Origin of the sequence: Vallitalea maricola, assembly GCF_036985595.1 — a bacterium.
Lineage (GTDB): Bacteria > Bacillota > Clostridia > Lachnospirales > Vallitaleaceae > Vallitalea > Vallitalea maricola.
In genome coordinates, this window is the sequence record NZ_BTPU01000071.1 from 1 (window position 1) to 19,215 (window position 19,215).

At 30.8% G+C, this 19,215-nt stretch carries 14 protein-coding genes; 11 read left to right on the top strand and 3 right to left on the bottom strand.

Going from position 1 to position 19,215, the window contains the following annotated elements; translation table 11 throughout:
• Nucleotides 1-44 precede the first annotated feature (44 nt).
• On the top strand, nt 45-659 hold the full coding sequence (locus tag AACQ14_RS18700) for a hypothetical protein (RefSeq protein WP_339365109.1): 615 nt from the start codon (nt 45-47) through the stop codon (nt 657-659).
• 78 nt (nt 660-737) lie between these two features.
• On the opposite strand, the gene AACQ14_RS18705 is transcribed toward AACQ14_RS18700, so the two are convergent.
• Nucleotides 738-926, bottom strand: coding sequence for a hypothetical protein (locus AACQ14_RS18705; RefSeq protein ID WP_339365110.1), 189 nt, complete (start codon nt 924-926; stop codon nt 738-740).
• Nucleotides 927-1,095: 169 nt separating this feature from the next.
• Here AACQ14_RS18705 and AACQ14_RS18710 point away from each other — a divergent pair, with 169 nt between their 5' ends.
• The 6 genes from AACQ14_RS18710 (at nt 1,096) to AACQ14_RS18735 (ending at nt 12,140) form a co-directional block, all read left to right on the top strand.
• Complete coding sequence (locus tag AACQ14_RS18710) at nt 1,096-4,614, top strand: S8 family peptidase (RefSeq protein ID WP_339365111.1); 3,519 nt, start codon at nt 1,096-1,098, stop codon at nt 4,612-4,614.
• 341 nt (nt 4,615-4,955) lie between these two features.
• Nucleotides 4,956-6,209, top strand: coding sequence for a tetratricopeptide repeat protein (locus AACQ14_RS18715; RefSeq protein ID WP_339365112.1), 1,254 nt, complete (start codon nt 4,956-4,958; stop codon nt 6,207-6,209).
• A gap of 39 nt (nt 6,210-6,248) precedes the next feature.
• Nucleotides 6,249-7,529, top strand: a complete 1,281-nt coding sequence (gene hflX, locus AACQ14_RS18720) for a GTPase HflX (RefSeq protein WP_339365113.1) — start codon at nt 6,249-6,251, stop codon at nt 7,527-7,529.
• Nucleotides 7,530-7,810: 281 nt separating this feature from the next.
• A complete protein-coding gene (locus AACQ14_RS18725; RefSeq protein WP_339365114.1) occupies nt 7,811-10,189 on the top strand; it encodes a ribonucleoside triphosphate reductase in 2,379 nt (792 codons plus the stop codon).
• Between the two features lie 563 nt (nt 10,190-10,752).
• On the top strand, nt 10,753-11,583 hold the full coding sequence (thyA, locus tag AACQ14_RS18730; protein ID WP_339365115.1) for a thymidylate synthase: 831 nt from the start codon (nt 10,753-10,755) through the stop codon (nt 11,581-11,583).
• Between the two features lie 59 nt (nt 11,584-11,642).
• Complete coding sequence (locus AACQ14_RS18735) at nt 11,643-12,140, top strand: dihydrofolate reductase (protein WP_339365116.1); 498 nt, start codon at nt 11,643-11,645, stop codon at nt 12,138-12,140.
• A gap of 143 nt (nt 12,141-12,283) precedes the next feature.
• On the opposite strand, the gene AACQ14_RS18740 is transcribed toward AACQ14_RS18735, so the two are convergent.
• Nucleotides 12,284-13,480: an MFS transporter gene (locus AACQ14_RS18740; protein ID WP_339365117.1), complete on the bottom strand. Its 1,197-nt coding sequence runs from the start codon at nt 13,478-13,480 to the stop codon at nt 12,284-12,286.
• A gap of 395 nt (nt 13,481-13,875) precedes the next feature.
• On the opposite strand from AACQ14_RS18740, the gene AACQ14_RS18745 reads away from it, so the two are divergent.
• The 3 genes from AACQ14_RS18745 (at nt 13,876) to AACQ14_RS18755 (ending at nt 16,758) form a co-directional block, all read left to right on the top strand.
• Nucleotides 13,876-15,141 carry a tetratricopeptide repeat protein gene (locus tag AACQ14_RS18745; protein ID WP_339365118.1) on the top strand — a complete coding sequence of 422 codons (1,266 nt, stop codon included), beginning with the start codon at nt 13,876-13,878 and terminating at the stop codon, nt 15,139-15,141.
• 289 nt (nt 15,142-15,430) lie between these two features.
• Nucleotides 15,431-15,772, top strand: coding sequence for a ribosome small subunit-dependent GTPase A (locus tag AACQ14_RS18750; RefSeq protein ID WP_339365119.1), 342 nt, complete (start codon nt 15,431-15,433; stop codon nt 15,770-15,772).
• On the top strand, nt 15,769-16,758 hold the full coding sequence (locus AACQ14_RS18755) for a phosphotransferase enzyme family protein (RefSeq protein ID WP_339365120.1): 990 nt from the start codon (nt 15,769-15,771) through the stop codon (nt 16,756-16,758). Before AACQ14_RS18750 ends, AACQ14_RS18755 begins: the two co-directional genes overlap by 4 nt.
• 131 nt (nt 16,759-16,889) lie before the next feature.
• On the opposite strand, the gene AACQ14_RS18760 is transcribed toward AACQ14_RS18755, so the two are convergent.
• A complete protein-coding gene (locus AACQ14_RS18760; protein ID WP_339365121.1) occupies nt 16,890-18,143 on the bottom strand; it encodes an MFS transporter in 1,254 nt (417 codons plus the stop codon).
• Between the two features lie 221 nt (nt 18,144-18,364).
• Here AACQ14_RS18760 and AACQ14_RS18765 point away from each other — a divergent pair, with 221 nt between their 5' ends.
• Nucleotides 18,365-18,895 (top strand): DUF6512 family protein, encoded by a 531-nt coding sequence (locus AACQ14_RS18765; protein WP_339365122.1) that lies wholly within the window; start codon nt 18,365-18,367, stop codon nt 18,893-18,895.
• Nucleotides 18,896-19,215 lie beyond the last annotated feature (320 nt).

The following is a 19,215-nucleotide window of genomic DNA, read 5'->3' on the forward strand; positions in this document are numbered from 1 at the left end:
CAATTAATTTGTAATTGATAGAAAATTTATAATTTAATTTTTATATGTATATAAGAAAGGATATATGCAAGATGTCAGATAGTAGATTTGAAAATGTTTTACGTCTAGAATACCCACTATTTGAAAAAACACTGAATGATAATTTAACTAGAGATTACGTAGGAAAAATATTAAAACTATACGAAGATTTAAAAACAGAAGCCTGTAGATTCGAGACAAAAATCTATAAGGTATATTTAGATTTTGCTGTAGCTATTAACGCAGTCTATAAGTATCTTTTGGTGAATGAAGTAGAAAAAGGTGAAGCACTTAAAATATTGTCGGAATTTTGTATAAATACTATAAATAAGTCTTTGGATAGGCTGAGTTTTATACAATTAGCATTTCACTATTCTACTAATAAAGCATATCTTAAACTTATTACAATAAGTTCAATTATAACGTTGGAAAATCTTAAGTTGGCGAATGAGTTAAAAGAACATGATATGGATGAAGAACTAAGTAAAAGCATGGAAGAATGCAGGGTAACAGATTATTTCAACTATTATGGGGTAGAAGAGTTAATGGAAATAGTTGAAGTAGTGGAGAATTCATTCGATATGTTCTTAGATAAAAATGTTAATCACAATAAAGGAAAAGAAGTAGTTATTAGAATATGATAAAACAATTCTTCTAGGGGCTGATCATTTGATGATACAGCCCTTTCTTAATTAAAATCTTCTTGTAGATACATGATGTCACTTGTTTTTTCTTATCCTCAATATGATTCCAATAAAAACTGATAACACACAAGTAGAAGCTATACAAAAAACTATTATTTCACCACTATTCTCTCCGTGGGTTAATGCATAATATATAGCAATACCATAGAATCCAAGCAATATGATTATTACAGCAAAAATTAGTATTCTTTTTAAATTAGTCATATATTCACCTCTAACGACTTAACATTTGTATATGGATTAGTATATTTGAAATAACTGGGTATGTCAAATAATATGGAATCATAAAAAATCCTCAAAGAGTAAAAATTTATACAAGAAATCAAGGTAACTGTCATAAATTAGAATAAGAGAGTTTTAGTGGGGTGAGATAATGGATAATAATCAAAAAGTAGATGATAGATTGAATCTAGCTGTTGATTTGACCAGTACAGAAAGAGAGTATACGACTAATCTCAATGTGGGGTACAATGAAGAAGCTAATACGTGGGAACTGATTGTAAAATACAATGGAGATATTGGGGATATTCCTGAAATAAGAGCATTGACAGAAGATATTGAGCAGCTGACAATGGATTATGCTATAGTCACAATAAAACAAGAAAATATCGATCAATTTGCTTCCTTTCCAGAGATAGAATATGTAGAAAAACCTAGTAGCCTATATTTTAGCCTTGATACCAGTCTTAGGGATGCATGTATCACATCAGTTCAAAATGTTTTTCCAGGTTTAAAGGGTAAAGGAGTGTTATTAGGGATAATAGATTCTGGTATAGACTATTCCCATCCTGACTTTAGAAATGAAGATGGAACAACTCGTATAGTAACCTTATGGGATCAATCTATTCAAGGAAGTCCACCTGAAGGCTTTAGTGAAGGGTCTGAATATACCGCTGAACAAATAAATGAGGCACTTAGTAAAAATAATAGATTTCAAATGCTTGAAGTAGTTCCTTCAGATGACTTCTTAGGTCATGGAACTCATGTAGCAGGTATAGCAGGAGGGAATGGCAGAGCAAGTAACGGACAATTTATTGGAGTAGCACCTGAAGCAGAATATATCATTGTCAAGTTGGGCAGGAGAGGTCAGGAATCGTTTCCAAGTACTACTGAGATTATGCGGGCATTGGTTTATGTAACAAGAAAAGCAGAAGAATTAGGAAGACCAGTATCAATTAATCTAAGTTTTGGAAATAATTATGGCCCCCATGATGGTAAATCTTTATTTGAAACTTTTATTGATAGTATAGCTAGTGAATGGAAAAATGTTATTTCTGTTGGCTCTGGAAATGAAGGTAGTACAGCACTTCATACTAGTGGTACACTTAATGAAGGTGACGAAGAAATTGTTGAAATAGCAGTATTCACTGGAGAGCCTAACATAACTATACAATTATGGAAAGCTTATTCGGATGCAATAAATGTGTCAATACAAGCACCTAATGGTGTGTCTTCAGGTTTTATATCGCCTACTCTTGGTAAACAGCAATTTAACTTAGATGGAACTAGAGTTTTATTATACTATGGAGAACCATCACCTTTTAATTTGGATCAACAAATATATATTGAATTAATTCCACAAACTGGTAATTATGTTACTGAAGGAATATGGAAGATAACTCTTCAAGCTGATAGTATAGTATCAGGAAATTATGATATGTGGTTACCTAGTTCAGTGGGAAAAGATACAAAATTTCTTAGACCTACCATAGATACGACTCTTACTATGCCTTCAACAGCAACAAAAGTAATAACAGTTGGAGCATATGACTCATCAACAGGAAGTTTAGCACCATTTTCAGGAAGAGGGTATACTAGACAGTCTAATACAATAACTGTAAAACCAGATTTAGTGGCACCAGGGGTTAATATAGTAGCAGCATATCCCGGCGGGGGTTATGATTCATTAAGTGGAACCAGTATGGCAACTCCATTTGTCACAGGGTCAGCCGCTTTATTGATGGAATGGGGTATTGTAAAAGGTAATGACCCTTATCTATATGGTGAAAAGGTTAAATCATATTTACAGAGATCTGCAAGGAGGAACGAAGCACTATTTGATTACCCTAATAATTTATGGGGATATGGAACTCTTTGTTTAGCTAATGCTTTTAGAGGATTAGGTGGAGTTGAAATAGCTGAAAGTAATAGGGGAGAAGAGATTAGAGAACGGATTCGTGAAGGAAGTGATCCTGAAGTATGTAAACAAGCAGTAATATCAGAAGAGTATTTTGATTTACTGATTGAATATGAGAGTATAGAGGATATATATGAGAGATATAACCCAGAGTGTATACAGATATTGGATGACCAATATGCAGTAGTACATATATTTATTGGCAAAGATGGGTGCAGAGGGATTATTAATAGAGTTAATCTTAGTGATATCCCACACTGCTATGGACCTTATGCATTAAGTGCTTTAGAAGATGCAGGTATATTAACCTTCCACAATCAGCCATATGTACCTCTTAGAGGTGGGGGAGTTTTGATAGGAATAATTGATTCAGGAATTGATTATACTGACTCAATATTTACATATGAAGATAATACTACTAAGATAAAAGCTATCTGGGATCAGACCATAGAAGGTTCACCACCGGAAGGATTCATATATGGAACAGAATTTAATGAGAAGCAGATTAATGAGGCATTACAAGCAGAAGATCCTTTGACTATTGTACCATCTATTGATAAAACTGGTCATGGCACTTTTCTAGCTGGTATTTCAGCTGGTCGTGAAGATAGAGCTAATAATTTTGTAGGAGCTGCTCCAGATGCATCAATAGTTGTCGTAAAATTAAAGGAAGCAAAAAAATGTCTTAAAGGTTTTTACTTAATACAGGATAATATTGATAATGTTTATCAAAATACAGATGTAATATTTGCAGCTAAATATATACGTGAATTGGCTGTTAAATTGCAAATGCCACTTTCAATAATTATTGGTGTAGGAAGTAATCAAGGAGCACATGACGGAAGTTCAATAACAGAGAGTTATTTACAGTCAATCGCTAGAAGGATAGGTAATACAGTAACCGTTGCTGTTGGAAATGAAAGTAATTTGGCACATCATTATAGAGGTCAATTTGAAGAAGATGATGAATTCAAGAATATAGAAATAAAAGTAGCACCTAATGAACCAGGATTTACATTTAATATATGGAGCAATGCACCAGATAAGATATCAATATCCATAACATCACCTACAGGTGAATTTATTGATAGAATACCAGCTACATTAGCCAAAAAAGAAGAAATAAAATTTTTATTAGAAAGAACAACGATTTATATAGAGTATCAATTATCAGAAGGCAGGACAGGAGATGAAGTCATCTTTGTTAGGATGGAAGAGCCTACTGAGGGTATTTGGACCATTACTGTGTATGGTGACCTCATAGTGAATGGAAGAATCGATGTTTGGCTGCCTAGAAAAGATTGGATAAAAGACGAAACCCAATTCTTATTACCAGACCCATTTACAACAATAACTGACCCATCATCAAGTATAGGGCTTCTTTCAGTAGGCGCATATGACCATAAATCTGGAAGCTTATATCTATCTTCGGGCAGGGGATTGACAAGAGATGATGTATTAAAACCAGATTTAGTAGCTCCCGGCGTGGGGGTAGTGGGTCCATTACCAGACGATACTTATGGACCAATGACAGGAACAAGTATAAGTGCAGCTATAACAGGAGGAGCAGCAGCATTATTATTAGAATGGGGGATAATAAAAGGTAATGACCCTACAATGGATACAGGTAAAGTTAGAAACTACTTAATTAGAGGAGCTAAGAGAAAAAGGTCAATTAAATATCCTAATAGTGAATGGGGATATGGAGAGTTAGATTTGCTTGGTGCTTTTCAAGCTATAAGAGGAAGTAAATAATAACGGTGAGAAAGGGATTAGCATATATGGACTATATCCCTTTCTTTATGAATATTCAATATTGCAATAATATGTTGCTAATAATTGCTTAGAGTAATAATAAGATACATATATAACAATGCTGTTAATATTAATTATCTAGCTAGGTTCATTACTTAAGTTTACCTGACTGTATAGAGTAATCTTTTATGATTTATACATAATCAGAATAATAAAAATTTCAATGAAATAAATCAAAGGTTAATATTTTACATTTAATATGGTATAATATGAAATGATACTATTAAGATGAGTAATTTGTATAAAAGAAATTACATGAATACTGGAACGGAGTAATACCAATGAAAAGATTGTTAAGTATATTAATTATAGTAACCATATTTATTGTGGGATGTGGTTCTGATAAAGAAGTAATTAAGATCAATAAAGAAGGTTTTGAACTTTTTTCACAGGGAAAATACCAAGAAGCACTTGAAAAATATAATCATGCTATAGAAGAGTATCCAGATTTTTCTACTTCATATGCTAACAGAGGTATGATATATTTTGAACTTGGCAGTTATGATGAAGCATTGAAGGATGTGGATGAGGCAATAAGTTTGAATAGTAAAGATGCAGTAGCCTATAGTAATAGGGGATATATGAATCTAGCGCTAGGAGAAGTTCAAAAAGCTATAGAAGATCTAGATAAAGCAATTAGCCTAAGAAATTATTTTCAAGAAAAAGAATCATTAGGAATAACTTATACTACTAGAGGTACAGCATATGGATTATTAGGTGAATATGAAAAAGGTATTGAGTCATTTGATAAAGCCCTTAAAATAAACAAGAATGACAAAACAATATATAATGCGAAAGGTATTCTCTATAAGGATTGGGGTAAGTATGATGAAGCTTTGGAAAGTTATAACAAAGCATTATCAATAGACCAATCATATGCTTATGCATATGCTAATAGAGCATTTGTTTTCTTTATTACAAAAGAATATGATAAAGCTCTTGCTGATGCAAATACAGCGATAGAGCTTAATCCAATAATACCTCAGGTCTATAATACAAAAGCACTTATATATAGTGAAAAAGATGAAACTGATAAGGCAATAGAAATCTATGATTTTATTATAGATAAATGGCAAAACTATGCTGATGCATATATTGGCAGGGGTAATGAATATTTTAAGAAAAAGGACTATGGGCAAGCATTAATCAACTATTCAGTTGCTGCTGATTATGGAAACAACGATGCTTTAGCCCAAAAGGGATATCTACATGAATATTTAGAACAGGACGAAGAAGCAATTGCAGCTTTTGAAAAGTATTTAGAAGCTGTTCCAAATAATTATGATATAACAATAGAGATTGGTGATTTATATCAAAAGTTAGAAGAATATGAGAAATCAATTCAATATTATGACCAAGCTGTAAAGATAAATCCTGACATATACAATAGTTATTTTAAGAAAGGATTATCTTTAGAATACCAAGAAAAATATGAGGAGGCGCTTAAGATGTTCAATAAAGTATTAGAAATTAACGAAAATCAGGTAGATGCAAAAAATGAGATTAAATTTATTGAAGAGAAACTAAAAAGGTAGAGTTAAAACCTTCCCTTAGTTTCTATAGGAGGAATTTATATGCCAGAAAAACACTTTGAAATAGAAAGAGATTATGTTGATAGAGTTATACTTGTCTGTGTAGCTACTAGGGAAAATGATTCTTATTGTGAAGAATCCCTTGATGAATTAGAAGAATTGGCTAATACAGCAGGAGCTATAACTTTAGAGAAAGTTATACAAAATAGAGAAAGTGTTCATCCGGGAACTTACTTGGGAAAAGGTAAAATTGCTGAAATAAAAGAGTTGATATATGAACTAGATGCAACAGGAATAATATGTGACGATGAATTATCACCAGCTCAGCTTAAGAATCTGGAAGATGTATTGGAATGTAAGATTATGGATAGGACAATGTTAATTCTAGATATCTTTGCAAAAAGAGCTCATACTAGAGAAGGTATAATTCAAGTTGAACTAGCACAACTTCAATATAGATTATCAAGATTAGCTGGTATAGGGACATCTTTATCCAGACTTGGTGGTGGTATTGGTACAAGAGGACCTGGTGAAAAGAAACTAGAGACTGATAGAAGACATATCAGAAACAGGATATCACAACTTAAGAAAGAGTTATTGGACGTTAAGAATCACAGAGACCTTATTAGAGAAAGAAGAAAAAAACAGGGTAAGGTAAAAATAGCTATAGTTGGTTATACTAACGCTGGGAAATCAACGTTGCTGAATAAATTAACTGATGCAGAGGTTCTTGAAGAGGATAAATTATTTGCAACACTGGATCCAACTACGAGACAATTGATATTACCTAATGGTACAGAAGTTTTATTAACAGATACAGTTGGATTTATTAGAAAGTTACCTCATCATCTGATAAAAGCTTTTCATTCTACACTTGAAGAAGCTGTTGTAGCAGATATTTTAATCCATGTAGTAGATAGTGCTAATGAACAAGCCAATAGCCATATAAGGGTTGTATATGAAACTCTAGAAGAATTAGGTGCAACAGGTAAAACAGTCATAACTATTTTCAATAAGATTGACAAAGAAGGAAGCAACAAACATCTTGAGGATTATAATGCATACAAGACTTTACAGGTTTCAGTCAAAGAAGGAACAGGATTAGAAGAGTTGTTGGATATAATAGAGAAAAAGATTCAACAAGACAAAATATTAATTAAAGAAGTTATTTCTTATGACAATGGTAATCTTCTAAATCAGATTCGTGTAAATGGACAGATAATAAAAGAAGAGTATAGAAATGAAGGAACTTATATAGAAGCTTATGTAGATGATAAGACTTATGGGGAACTAAATAAAATAAAGACTAAAGTACTAATTTAAAATTATAGCATATAAAATTAACCACCAAATATTGTGACAATATATAATTAAATTCACAATATTGGTGGTTTTAATTGGCAAAAGGGACTTCGAATATAATATCTAATACCTAAAAATAAAACATAAAACAACATATATTCTAGTATTAATAGCCTATTCCGCATATACCATATATAGTGTGCATGTGTGGAATTGATACATTATGTAGTGTTTTTTATATTGACTAGTATGGGTATATATGGTATATTATTATTAATTCGTTGTGAGAGAGGAGACTATCAATGTTTGACGTTGTTAAAAGAGATGGAAAAATAAGCAAATTTGATTTTGTTAAGATTAAGGAAGCAATCACAAAAGCATTTATTGCGACAGATAAGAATTACACTGAAGAGATATTAGATATTTTAGTGCTAAGAGTTACATCTGATTTTCAAGATAAAATTAAGGATGGAAAGATTACTGTTGAAGATGTACAGGATAGCGTAGAAAAAGTTTTAGAGCAAACCGGTTACACTGATGTAGCAAAAGCATATATTCTATATAGAAAACAAAGAGAAAAAATAAGAAATATGAAATCCACAATACTTGACTATAAAGAAATAGTCAATAGTTATGTAAAGGAAGAAGATTGGAGAGTTAAAGAAAACTCTACAGTTACATATTCAGTGGGAGGACTTATTTTACATAATTCAGGAGCTATAACTGCTAACTACTGGTTATCAGAAATATATGATGAAGATGTAGCAAAAGCTCATAGAAGTGGTGATATACATATTCATGACCTTTCAATGTTAACAGGATATTGCGCTGGATGGTCATTAAAACAATTAATAGAAGAAGGTCTTGGTGGTGTTCCAGGAAAGATAACATCATCACCAGCGAGCCATTTATCTACTCTTTGTAATCAAATGGTTAATTTCCTTGGAATAATGCAAAATGAATGGGCAGGAGCACAGGCATTCTCTTCTTTTGATACATATTTAGCACCTTTTGTCAAAGTTGATAATCTTACATATAAAGAAACAAAACAATGTATTCAATCATTCGTATTTGGTGTCAATACACCTAGCAGATGGGGAACACAATCTCCATTCTCTAATATTACACTTGATTGGATGGTTCCAAATGACTTAGCGGGATTACCTGCTATAGTGTCAGGTAAAGAACAAGATTTTACTTATGGTGACTGCCAAAAAGAAATGGATTTGATTAATAAGGCATTCATTGAAATCATGATTGAAGGAGACGCAAACGGTAGAGGTTTCCAATATCCAATTCCAACATATTCAATAACAAAAGATTTTAATTGGGATGAAACAGAAAACAATAAATTATTATTTGAAATGACTGCAAAATACGGAACTCCATATTTCAGTAATTATGTTAACAGCGATATGGAACCTAGTGATATAAGAAGTATGTGTTGTAGATTACGCCTTGACCTAAGAGAGCTTAGAAAGAAACAAGGTGGTTACTTTGGTTCTGGTGAAAGCACTGGTTCAGTTGGTGTTGTTACTATAAACATGCCAAGAATAGCGTATCTAGCTAACAATGAACAAGAATTTTATCAAAGACTAGATAAAATGATGGATATATCTGCACGTTCACTTAAGATAAAAAGACAAGTAATAACTAAATTATTACAAGAAGGATTATATCCATATACTAAAAAATATTTGGGTAACTTCAACAGCCATTTCTCAACTATTGGATTAGTTGGTATGAATGAAGCTACTCTAAATGCTAAATGGATCAAATCAGATATAACTGAAGAAGGTGCTAGAAAATTTGCTCTAGACGTTCTTGATCATATGAGAAATAGACTCTCCGATTATCAAGAGGAATATGGAGATCTCTATAACTTGGAAGCTACGCCAGCAGAATCCACTAGTTATAGATTAGCAAAACATGATAAAAAACAATATGGTAATATATTATCAGCAGGAAAAGAAGGAGAAACACCTTACTACACTAATAGTACACATTTACCTGTTAACTATACAACAGATGTATTTGATGCACTTGACATGCAGGATGAATTCCAAAACAAATATACATCAGGAACAGTATTCCATGCATTCCTTGGAGAAAAACTTCCAGATTGGAAGGCTGCTGCTAATTTAGTTAAAACAATAGCGGACAATTATACATTACCATACTATACAATTTCACCTACTTATTCTGTATGTAAGACTCATGGTTATATACCAGGTGAAGAATACACTTGTCCTCATTGTGGAGCTTCTACTGAAGTATACAGCAGAATCACTGGATATTACAGACCGGTACAACATTGGAATGATGGTAAGGCTCAAGAGTTCAAACATAGAAAAGAATACGAACCTGCTAAATCAACCATAAAATCAATACATACTAGTTTCAAAGCAGAAGAAGAAATTGCAGCAACATTAGAAGCTACAAATAATGCTGAAAAATTATTATTCACTACAAAGACATGTCCTAACTGTCATATAGCAAAACAATATCTTGAAAACAAGAGTGTTAAAATAATTGATGCTGAAGAACATGCTGAACTAGCATCAAAATACAAAATAAGAACAGCACCAACACTTATAGTTATTGATGATGAGAATGTTAATATATACATGGGACTTTCTGATATTAAGAAATATGCTGAAAGCGATAAATTAGAGGCTTAATCTATATAAGCTAAAATGATATAGGCTATATATAGTCGATAAAGTATTAAATTAAAACAGACAACGGTCGTATATTGAAACCATATATAGTGATAATACACTCTCGTTACGTTTGTTGCTTCTATCTGTTTTTAAGGTATGGCAACAAGCCGTAAAAGTTGTTATTATCACTATATATGGTTATTTCTATATTTACCACTCTTGAGCAGTAAAAAAAATGTGACGATGGTAATAGCCAATAGTTATGGTAAATAGAAGAAAAAGTGTTTTGTGATTACATTGAAGATTACTCAAAGCAAAATAGTATATGTATATGTGGAGTAGTGAGGCAGGACGCCGAACCCAGCTTTTTGCTCAGGACGAGCAAGTAGCTGGCGTAACATATACATATACTATTTTGCAATAACCAAGTCAGAACAAAACAATATTTCTGACTTACTTACAATATAAATCAAAAAAAATTACACGACTTAATATAAGTTTTTATAGACAATTTTTCATTTATACTGTAATATTATACAAGGTTAAATTAAGTTATTACCATAGAGAAAGGAATGTGAGTTATGAGTAGAGCAGATAAGATATTTATTGATATGTGTAGAGACATCATTGACAATGGTTATAGTTCAGAAGGACAAGAAGTACGACCTAGATGGCAGGACGGAACACCAGCACATACAATCAAGAAGTTTGGTGTTGTCAACCGCTATAATTTAGCTGAAGAATTCCCAATTCTCACGTTAAGACCTACATACCTAAAATCAGCAATTGATGAAATTCTATGGATATGGCAAAAAAAATCAAATAACATAAAAGACTTAAAAAGTAAGATATGGGATAGCTGGGCTGATGAAACAGGTTCAATAGGAAAAGCTTACGGCTATCAATTAGGAATAAAACACAAATATAATGAAGGCGAATTCGACCAAGTAGATCGTGTATTATATGACCTTAAACATAATCCAAGCAGTAGACGAATTATGACTAATATTTATAACCATCAGGATCTACATGAGATGAACTTATATCCTTGTGCATATAGTGTCACTTTTAATGTGACAGGTAATAAACTAAACGCTATACTCAATCAGCGTTCTAATGATGTATTAGTAGCTAACAATTGGAATGTAGTCCAATATGCTACTCTAGTCCATATGTTTGCCAGAGTATCAGGACTAGAAGTGGGAGAATTAGTACATGTTATTGCTGATGCTCATATTTACGATAGACATATACCACTAGTTGAAGAGCTTATATCACGTAAAATTTATGATGCTCCAAAACTTATTGTTAATCCAGAAATAAAGGATTTCTACGATTTTACAGTAAATGACTTTGTATTAGAGAATTATCAAAAAGGTGAACAGATTAAAGGTATACCTGTAGCTGTGTAAGATGTTAACAAAGATTAATTATATGTGGATAACATATAAACTAAAAGGGTGATTTGTGGATGAACTTAATAGTTGCTGTGGATAATAATTGGGCAGTAGGTTATAACGGTGGATTACTTACCTATTTACCAGGAGATTTACCTTATTTCAAAGAAAAGACAATGAACAAAGTTGTTGTCATGGGAAGAAAAACTCTAGAGTCCTTACCAAAAGGAAAACCTCTAAAAGGAAGAGAAAATATAATTTTAACTAGAGATAAAGATTTTACTTGTGAAGATACTATCGTCTGTCACAGTAAAGATGAAGTTTTAGATTATATCACAAGGTACAAATCTGATGAAGTATTTATTATTGGTGGTGCAGAAATTTACAATTTATTTTTAGATAATTGTGAGAAAGCCTATGTTACTAAGGTATATGGTGAGCTACCTGCTGATAAGTACATCACTAACTTGGATGAGCTTGATAACTGGAACATAACATGGAAAAGTGAAATGAAAGAACATGAAGGGCTTAAGTTTCAGTGGACAATATATGAAAACAATAAATTAAAATAAATATATTATAGCTATCAATTTAGAAAGGTAAACTGCTAAATTACCTTAATTGATAGCTTTTTATTATATCTAATAAAAATATTATAGAAAATAAAATTAACTTATTGATTCAGCTTTTCCACTTTTAATTTAATCCAAATAAATCAAGGATTATAGGTTTGGTTAACCTTTTGTTTCTTATTGAATATGAATAAAGTCGCAATTAGGATACCGCCACCAATTACAACAAAAGTATAATTAGCAAGTATAGAAGAAACATATCCAAATATAATATCTCCTAAAGGCATTAAAACACCAGCCATTGTAAATATAACCGAAAATACCCTTCCCAAATAATTCTCATCACAATTAGATTGTATATAAGTAAAGAACAAAACATTGAATCTTGAAAGAAAATAACCAAATAAAAAGACTGATACAAATAGAGCATAAGAATGTGGGTATGCCCCAATAATCAAGGATAATCCTTGAGGAATAGTCGCCTTGACAATATCATTCAAATCAACCTCTTTTTTCTTGGAGAGATAAATAAAAAATGATGCAATAATCGCACCAGCAGCTTCAAAACTTAGTGCAATACCATAAATCTTGGAATCCCTCAAAATAACTTCACCATAATAAGGTAGTAGAACATTATATCCAGATAAAAATAAATTTGTTATCATGGCAAAGATAATTAGTTTAAATAAAACAGTATGTGATTTAAGGTAATAAAAACCATCGTTGATATTATAAAATAAATGTTTCACTGATGATTTAGAATTACCATTTTTATAACGGTAATCAATAAACATTTCACTAATTGACGAAAGTAAAAAACTAACACCATTAATTACGAATAGAGTTTTTATAGATATTGAATCAATAGTTAATAAATAGGTAGTTAGAGCAGGAGATACAATCTTCACTAATTCAGTAAGATTGGATAAAACAGCATTGGTCTTTTTTATTGTCTCCTTAGAAATAATAGCAGGAACCAACGCTCTTAATGATGGAGAAAACAAAGAATGACAAACCGCCAACGTAATATTAACCATCAATATAAGAGGAACATATATCTTATTCACATTAACCAATAAAGCAAACAATAAACATACAATCCCACTAACAAAATCCGTAACAACAATTATTCGTTTTTTATTCTTAGTATCTGCCAAATATCCTGATACAAAGTTAAATAACAACATAGGAATAGTAGTCAAAGCACTTATCCACCCTAACAAAGCAGCGTTATGACTTATAGAGATCAACCAACTTTTCAAAGCAATGTTATGTAAAGTACTCCCCATCTTAGATACTATATTCCCACTAACCAAAAGAACATTATTCTTATATTTCATAAATTATCACTCCAAACATTATTTTATAGGTTGAAGAAGTATCACATATACTTTCTAAGGTACAATAGATATGATTCAAATACCGAGTGAAAATAGTATAGGGGAATATGGAGCAGTGAGCCATGGACGGCGAACTCAGCCATTTAAACATGGACGTTTAACTGGCTGACGGAATATTCCCCTATACTATTTTCACGACTGTTAAACCACACTCTATTTAATATTAAAGCTCTCAACCAACATATATAAATTATAAAAGCTGACAATACAAATAACAATGAAAACAAGTTGAATAATACTATAATAATACTTGCGTTAAGTTATAATATTAGTTATAATTTGACCATAATATGTGAACGAAACCATATAACATACATTTAAAGTGAGGGATAACATTGAAAGGTTATGTAAAAGTATTCAACAAAGAAGTAGAATATGATTTCCTATCAGGCTGGATCAAGTATAACAGACTACAAAACGAATATTCCCAAGAGGCTCTAGCATATGGTATATGCTCAAAAAGCCATCTTAGTTATTTTGAAAACGGTAAGAAAACTCTAAGAGGAGATATTATAGAAGAGTTATTGAAAAAATTAGGCATTGATGAAATAACTGAAATAGAAAGTATAGGAAAGCTAAGACAGAAGTTCTATACAATGATGCTTATGATAGAGATACTAAATTATGAAGAAGCCACTAATATATACAGTGAAATTCAAGAGATTGAAGAGGTCATAAAATTATCACCATACAATATAGAGTATAAAATATATCAATTGCTTTACAAAGTCTTTGTACTAAAAGAGGATTATAATACTCTTGAACATGACATTAAAAATATAGATAAAATATATACTACATTACCAAAAAAGTTAAAATATATATTTCTAATGGTATCAGGTAAAGTAATTTATAAATTCAATAGTCACATGGAAGGTATTAAAAAGATTGAAGAGGCTATAAACATAAAAGAAACCCCATGGGCTAATTACTTGCTTGGATGTAATTATTGTTTTAACAATCGTACCATAGAAGGTATTTATCATCTTGAGAAAGCATTAGCCAGCTACGAGAAAAATGGATACTATAAAAATGCAATGTGGTGTCATAATTATCTTGGAATATGTCATTGTTATTTAAAAAACTATACAAAAGCGGAAAAATATTTATTGTCTGCATTAAATGGAGCAAATTATTTTGATATCAAAAAAATATATTGGCATGTTTACACTAATCTATCTTATCTATATTTCAACACAAATGAATACGAAAAAAGTATGGAATATTGTAAAAAAGCAATGGATATCCAAACAAACCCTTTATTGCCTGCTTACAACTATGCAGAAATATGCTATTATCTGAAGAAAATGGATGAAGTAGATAGGATATTTGATAAATACCTTAGGGAAGAATATAAAGACTCTAGCTACTATCCCTTATTAGAGTTTTTACAAATAAAGATCTACCATTTCAACGAAGATATTTTTTACAAAAGAACAAAAGATATATTAGCATATTATGAGAAGGATAAGATAGATGTGGCAATAGACATAAAATTAGGTCTTATTGAATATCTAGAAAATAAAAGAAAATATAAAGAAGCCAATAAGATTTATAAAGAACTGTTGAATCTAAACAACAAAATCACTTTTTCTAAATAGTATTTTGAACATTTAATTAATTACAAATTGCAATTTATATTGAAGTAATATATAATAATTGTTATAACGTTCGAAGGGAGTGAGCGACATGAAAAGTCGAATGATACAAACAGAGGAGAGTAGATTTTAATTGAATAAAGAAGCAGATGTTAACTCATCTGGTATTATCAAAGTTTAAGTTGCTCATTTAATTATATAAGAATGAGTGTATTAGCGATGCACTCTTATTAATTAATCGCAAATGTACTTTGCGATTTTTTAGTGTGCAAAAATATCTTCGGAGGTTAGTATGGATATAGAAAAATTAAGAAAATATGGTTTTGATGATTATTTTAACAACGTATATATAACTAACATAAATAAAGATGGTAGTACAGGTTTTCCAGCAAGAATAATTGCTCAAATGGGAGAAATATATACTCTATTAACGGAAAAGGGAATAGTTGAAGCAAAAGTCATGGGTAAGTTCATATATATTGCTAAAGAGAATAAAAATTACCCTGTGGTAGGAGATTTTGTAATAGCAAAAGATATAGATTCTTCTATGATGAAGGAGATTATTAAAGTATTAGATAGGAGAAATAAGAAAAAAGAATATGCCAGAATCAATGCAAGGGGGAAAAGAAAATGATGAGACTAAAATACTTATATGACAATAGAGAATTAGTAATGAATATCCTTGATTATTGGGAATATGATGAGAAGGATATTGATATCTTGGATCAATATAGGATTTCATCCAATGCAGTATATCCCTTTAGTAATCATGGAAAAATACAGCTATTACGGTTTTCTCCCGTTCAAGAAAAATTACCTGAAGATATCAAGGCTGAACTGGAGTACATAAAATTTCTAAAGGAAGAGAAGTATCCTGTCTTGGAACTGGTAGCTTCAAATAACAATAAAGAAATGGAATTGATAGATACTTCATGGGGAAAATATTCAGCAGTTGTATTTAAAAGGGTTAAAGGTGTAAGACTTGATAAAGTTAAATTGAATGGAGAAATAATATATAATCTAGGCTGTTCTTTGGGTAGACTCCATAAACTAAGTAATAAGTTTGTTCCAAAGAATCATAATAGAATTTCTTACATTAAGCAACTTGAATGGATGGATAATGTTCTGTCAGACTATGAAAATGAAAACTTCGCCAAGAAAGAAGTTGAAATATTAAAAAAGGAACTAGGGGGTCTTGATAAGAATAATACTAATTTTGGTCTTATACATTATGATTTTGATTTGGATAATGTTTTCTGGGATGAACAGACTAATACATTCAATGTCATTGATTTTGATGATGCAGTGTATCACTGGTATGTAATGGACATAATTTTAACTATCCAGAAAATATCAGAATCATTACCTGATAATAATAAGTTGGATGTAGAGAAGTTATTGATTAAAGGATATAAAACTCAGTATATGATTGATGATGATATATACAAAAAGACAGAGATATTCAAGAGATACGGCTTTCTATACTCATATATAAGATGTCTTCGTTCTTTATCCGAACCAATAGACAATAAGCCGGAGTGGATGATTAATTTGATTAATACTGTCAAAGAACATATGGAAAGTAGTTCAAGATACTTTGGAAAAGAGATAGTCAGTTGAATATAATTGAAAAGGGGTGGGGGATAGGATAATACATTTTTAATGTCAATGTCAAAGAAGATAGACTAGCTAGACTTGGTCTATCTTCAAAATCTGTAGTCAAACTTCTAATGTAATAACAATATACCTTCTTATGTACTGCATTTATTAAGCTTTAAATTCCTAATGAAGAAAGCTATACTTCCTATAAGTCTTAGTATTGCTACAAGTATCAAAGTGAAATATATGGAAGTCATATCTTTCAGCCATACTGAAAAAAGTGGTGCGATGGTAGCTGATATGTTTATTAATATACTATAAATAGCTATGTATATAGTTCTATTCTTATCTGGTGTTACCTCCAGTAAAAGGTTAAATAATATAAGTATGGTTCCAGCTGTTGCTATTCCAACTAAAATATTAAATATTACCAATTGCAAAAGACTTTTTGATAAAACATACAGTAATGGGGTAATTGCCATTCCCATGGTTGCTAAAGCGAGTGCAAGACTATTGCCTTTTTTATCAGCAAATTTTGCCCATCTAGTAGATGCGATAATTGAACAACCACCATTTACGATTGTCATTATACTTAACCAAGATTCATTAGCGTGTAGAATCTTAATGGAATATATACTGAATAGGGGCCAGCCCATTTGCCAACCAAAGTGGAACATAAGTGAGCATATGATGAACGTAATCAATTTCTTCTGCTTAGGTATATCCTTAACCGTCTCTAGGAATAAAGTAAAATATTTTTCTTTTACGACTTCTTCTTTATCCTGTCTATTTTTGAATCTAAGTAACATAATGAATTCAATAATACCAAATACGAAGGCAATAAAGAAGAAAATCTGATAAAGAACAATGGTTTGCTGTGGTGTCTTAGGTATCAGTGTAAGAGCTTGACCTGATATAAAAGATATAATCAGTCTAGAAAAATCTGAGTACCTATTTCTAAGGCTCATAGCTCTACCTCTATTACGAGGGATGAAAATATCTCCCATTGAAGATTGATAACCCATGATTGCAATTGAACCTGGAAAATTCATTAGACCGATTAATAAAACAAATAAAAAAGGCTTGTTAACACTGCCTAGAAAAGGGACAGTAACTATTAACAAGTATATTAGTTTCTGTGCTAATAAGAATTTACTAGTAATCTTTGTTTTGCTTTTGGCTGATTCTATCATAAGAGCACCAGGTAGAAAAGCAAAAACACTTAATAATGCAGGTAAAGAATTGAGTAATGCAAAATGATAATCATTACCCCCTAGTCTTTCAGCAAATTTTGCAAAATACGGTTTAACCAGGTTAATGGATATAGAGAATGCGATACCATTATATATATTAACTTTAATGTTATAATCAGTGATACCTTGTTTTTTAGACTTATTAAAAATCATAATATACGTCCTTTTTATTTGGTGTAAAAATGAATATTGCAACTAAACGTTCAAGTCTGATTGTAAATCCAATGTAATAAAAAGTCAATAGAATAGGAAAATACTTTATAAAAATTAATGGAACAGGAAATATTTATAAATAAATATCTTTTTACTATGTATGTATTTATTATAAATACAAATAATAAAAGAAAATATGATTACTAAAATGAGGTGTTATTATGAGTAAGAAGGTATTTCTTTGGGAGTTTGTAGGTTTGATCGGTGTAGTTATATTGTGGTATATTCTTCATATATCTTATAAGAATACTGGGATAATGAGTTTAACATTATTCTCAGCTGTTAATGAAAGTATATGGGAGCATGTTAAAATAGCATTTTTTTCACTTTTTGCATTATATGTTGTAGAAGCATTTTTTATATCTAGATACTGCAAGAACTTCTGGTATGGTAAGATGATAGGATTATTAGCTGTAATTATTACTTCACTTTTAATATTCTATGCTTTATCAGGTGTCAATTTACCTTTTTATGTAGTGGATATAATTGCAGGTATAGCAGGTTTCATTGTAGCTCAGATTATAAGCTATAGAATATTGGTATCCGAAGTTAATCATTCCCAATATGAAAGAGTATATATTTCTCTAGTAATATTATTGATTATACCATTTTTTGTCTTTACCTTTTACCCAATAAAAACTGATTTATTTAAGGATATATCCACTAATGCTTATGGAATATTTTTAAAATGATTATATGAGTGTTTGTAGTGGGAAAGTTAAATGAATAATATTCAATTTTATATAATTGTAACCAAAATAAAAATATTACCATTCAACATAAATCGCCTATTTATTTTATATTATTACAAAAAATATAAAATATTGTAGACAAATGCTTAAAATTAATTTATAATAATTCTAGGTGTGCTGAAAATATATTTTGTTAAAATATAATTAATTAATTATGAAGTTATGTTTTCTGCATATTAGGGGGGATATTAATTAGTTTGTAATGCTATTTTTATTTTGAATATAAATTGTTAATTATAGATAAGCTTGCAAAGGCTTAT

Coding starts and splice junctions, on each gene's coding strand:
- AACQ14_RS18700 (WP_339365109.1), top strand. CDS start 45: ATGTATATAAGAAAGGATATATGCAAGATGTCAGATAGTAGATTTGAA.
- AACQ14_RS18705 (WP_339365110.1), bottom strand. CDS start 926: ATGACTAATTTAAAAAGAATACTAATTTTTGCTGTAATAATCATATTG.
- AACQ14_RS18710 (WP_339365111.1), top strand. CDS start 1,096: ATGGATAATAATCAAAAAGTAGATGATAGATTGAATCTAGCTGTTGAT.
- AACQ14_RS18715 (WP_339365112.1), top strand. CDS start 4,956: ATGAAAAGATTGTTAAGTATATTAATTATAGTAACCATATTTATTGTG.
- hflX (WP_339365113.1), top strand. CDS start 6,249: ATGCCAGAAAAACACTTTGAAATAGAAAGAGATTATGTTGATAGAGTT.
- AACQ14_RS18725 (WP_339365114.1), top strand. CDS start 7,811: ATGTTTGACGTTGTTAAAAGAGATGGAAAAATAAGCAAATTTGATTTT.
- thyA (WP_339365115.1), top strand. CDS start 10,753: ATGAGTAGAGCAGATAAGATATTTATTGATATGTGTAGAGACATCATT.
- AACQ14_RS18735 (WP_339365116.1), top strand. CDS start 11,643: ATGAACTTAATAGTTGCTGTGGATAATAATTGGGCAGTAGGTTATAAC.
- AACQ14_RS18740 (WP_339365117.1), bottom strand. CDS start 13,480: ATGAAATATAAGAATAATGTTCTTTTGGTTAGTGGGAATATAGTATCT.
- AACQ14_RS18750 (WP_339365119.1), top strand. CDS start 15,431: ATGGATATAGAAAAATTAAGAAAATATGGTTTTGATGATTATTTTAAC.
- AACQ14_RS18755 (WP_339365120.1), top strand. CDS start 15,769: ATGATGAGACTAAAATACTTATATGACAATAGAGAATTAGTAATGAAT.
- AACQ14_RS18760 (WP_339365121.1), bottom strand. CDS start 18,143: ATGATTTTTAATAAGTCTAAAAAACAAGGTATCACTGATTATAACATT.
- AACQ14_RS18765 (WP_339365122.1), top strand. CDS start 18,365: ATGAGTAAGAAGGTATTTCTTTGGGAGTTTGTAGGTTTGATCGGTGTA.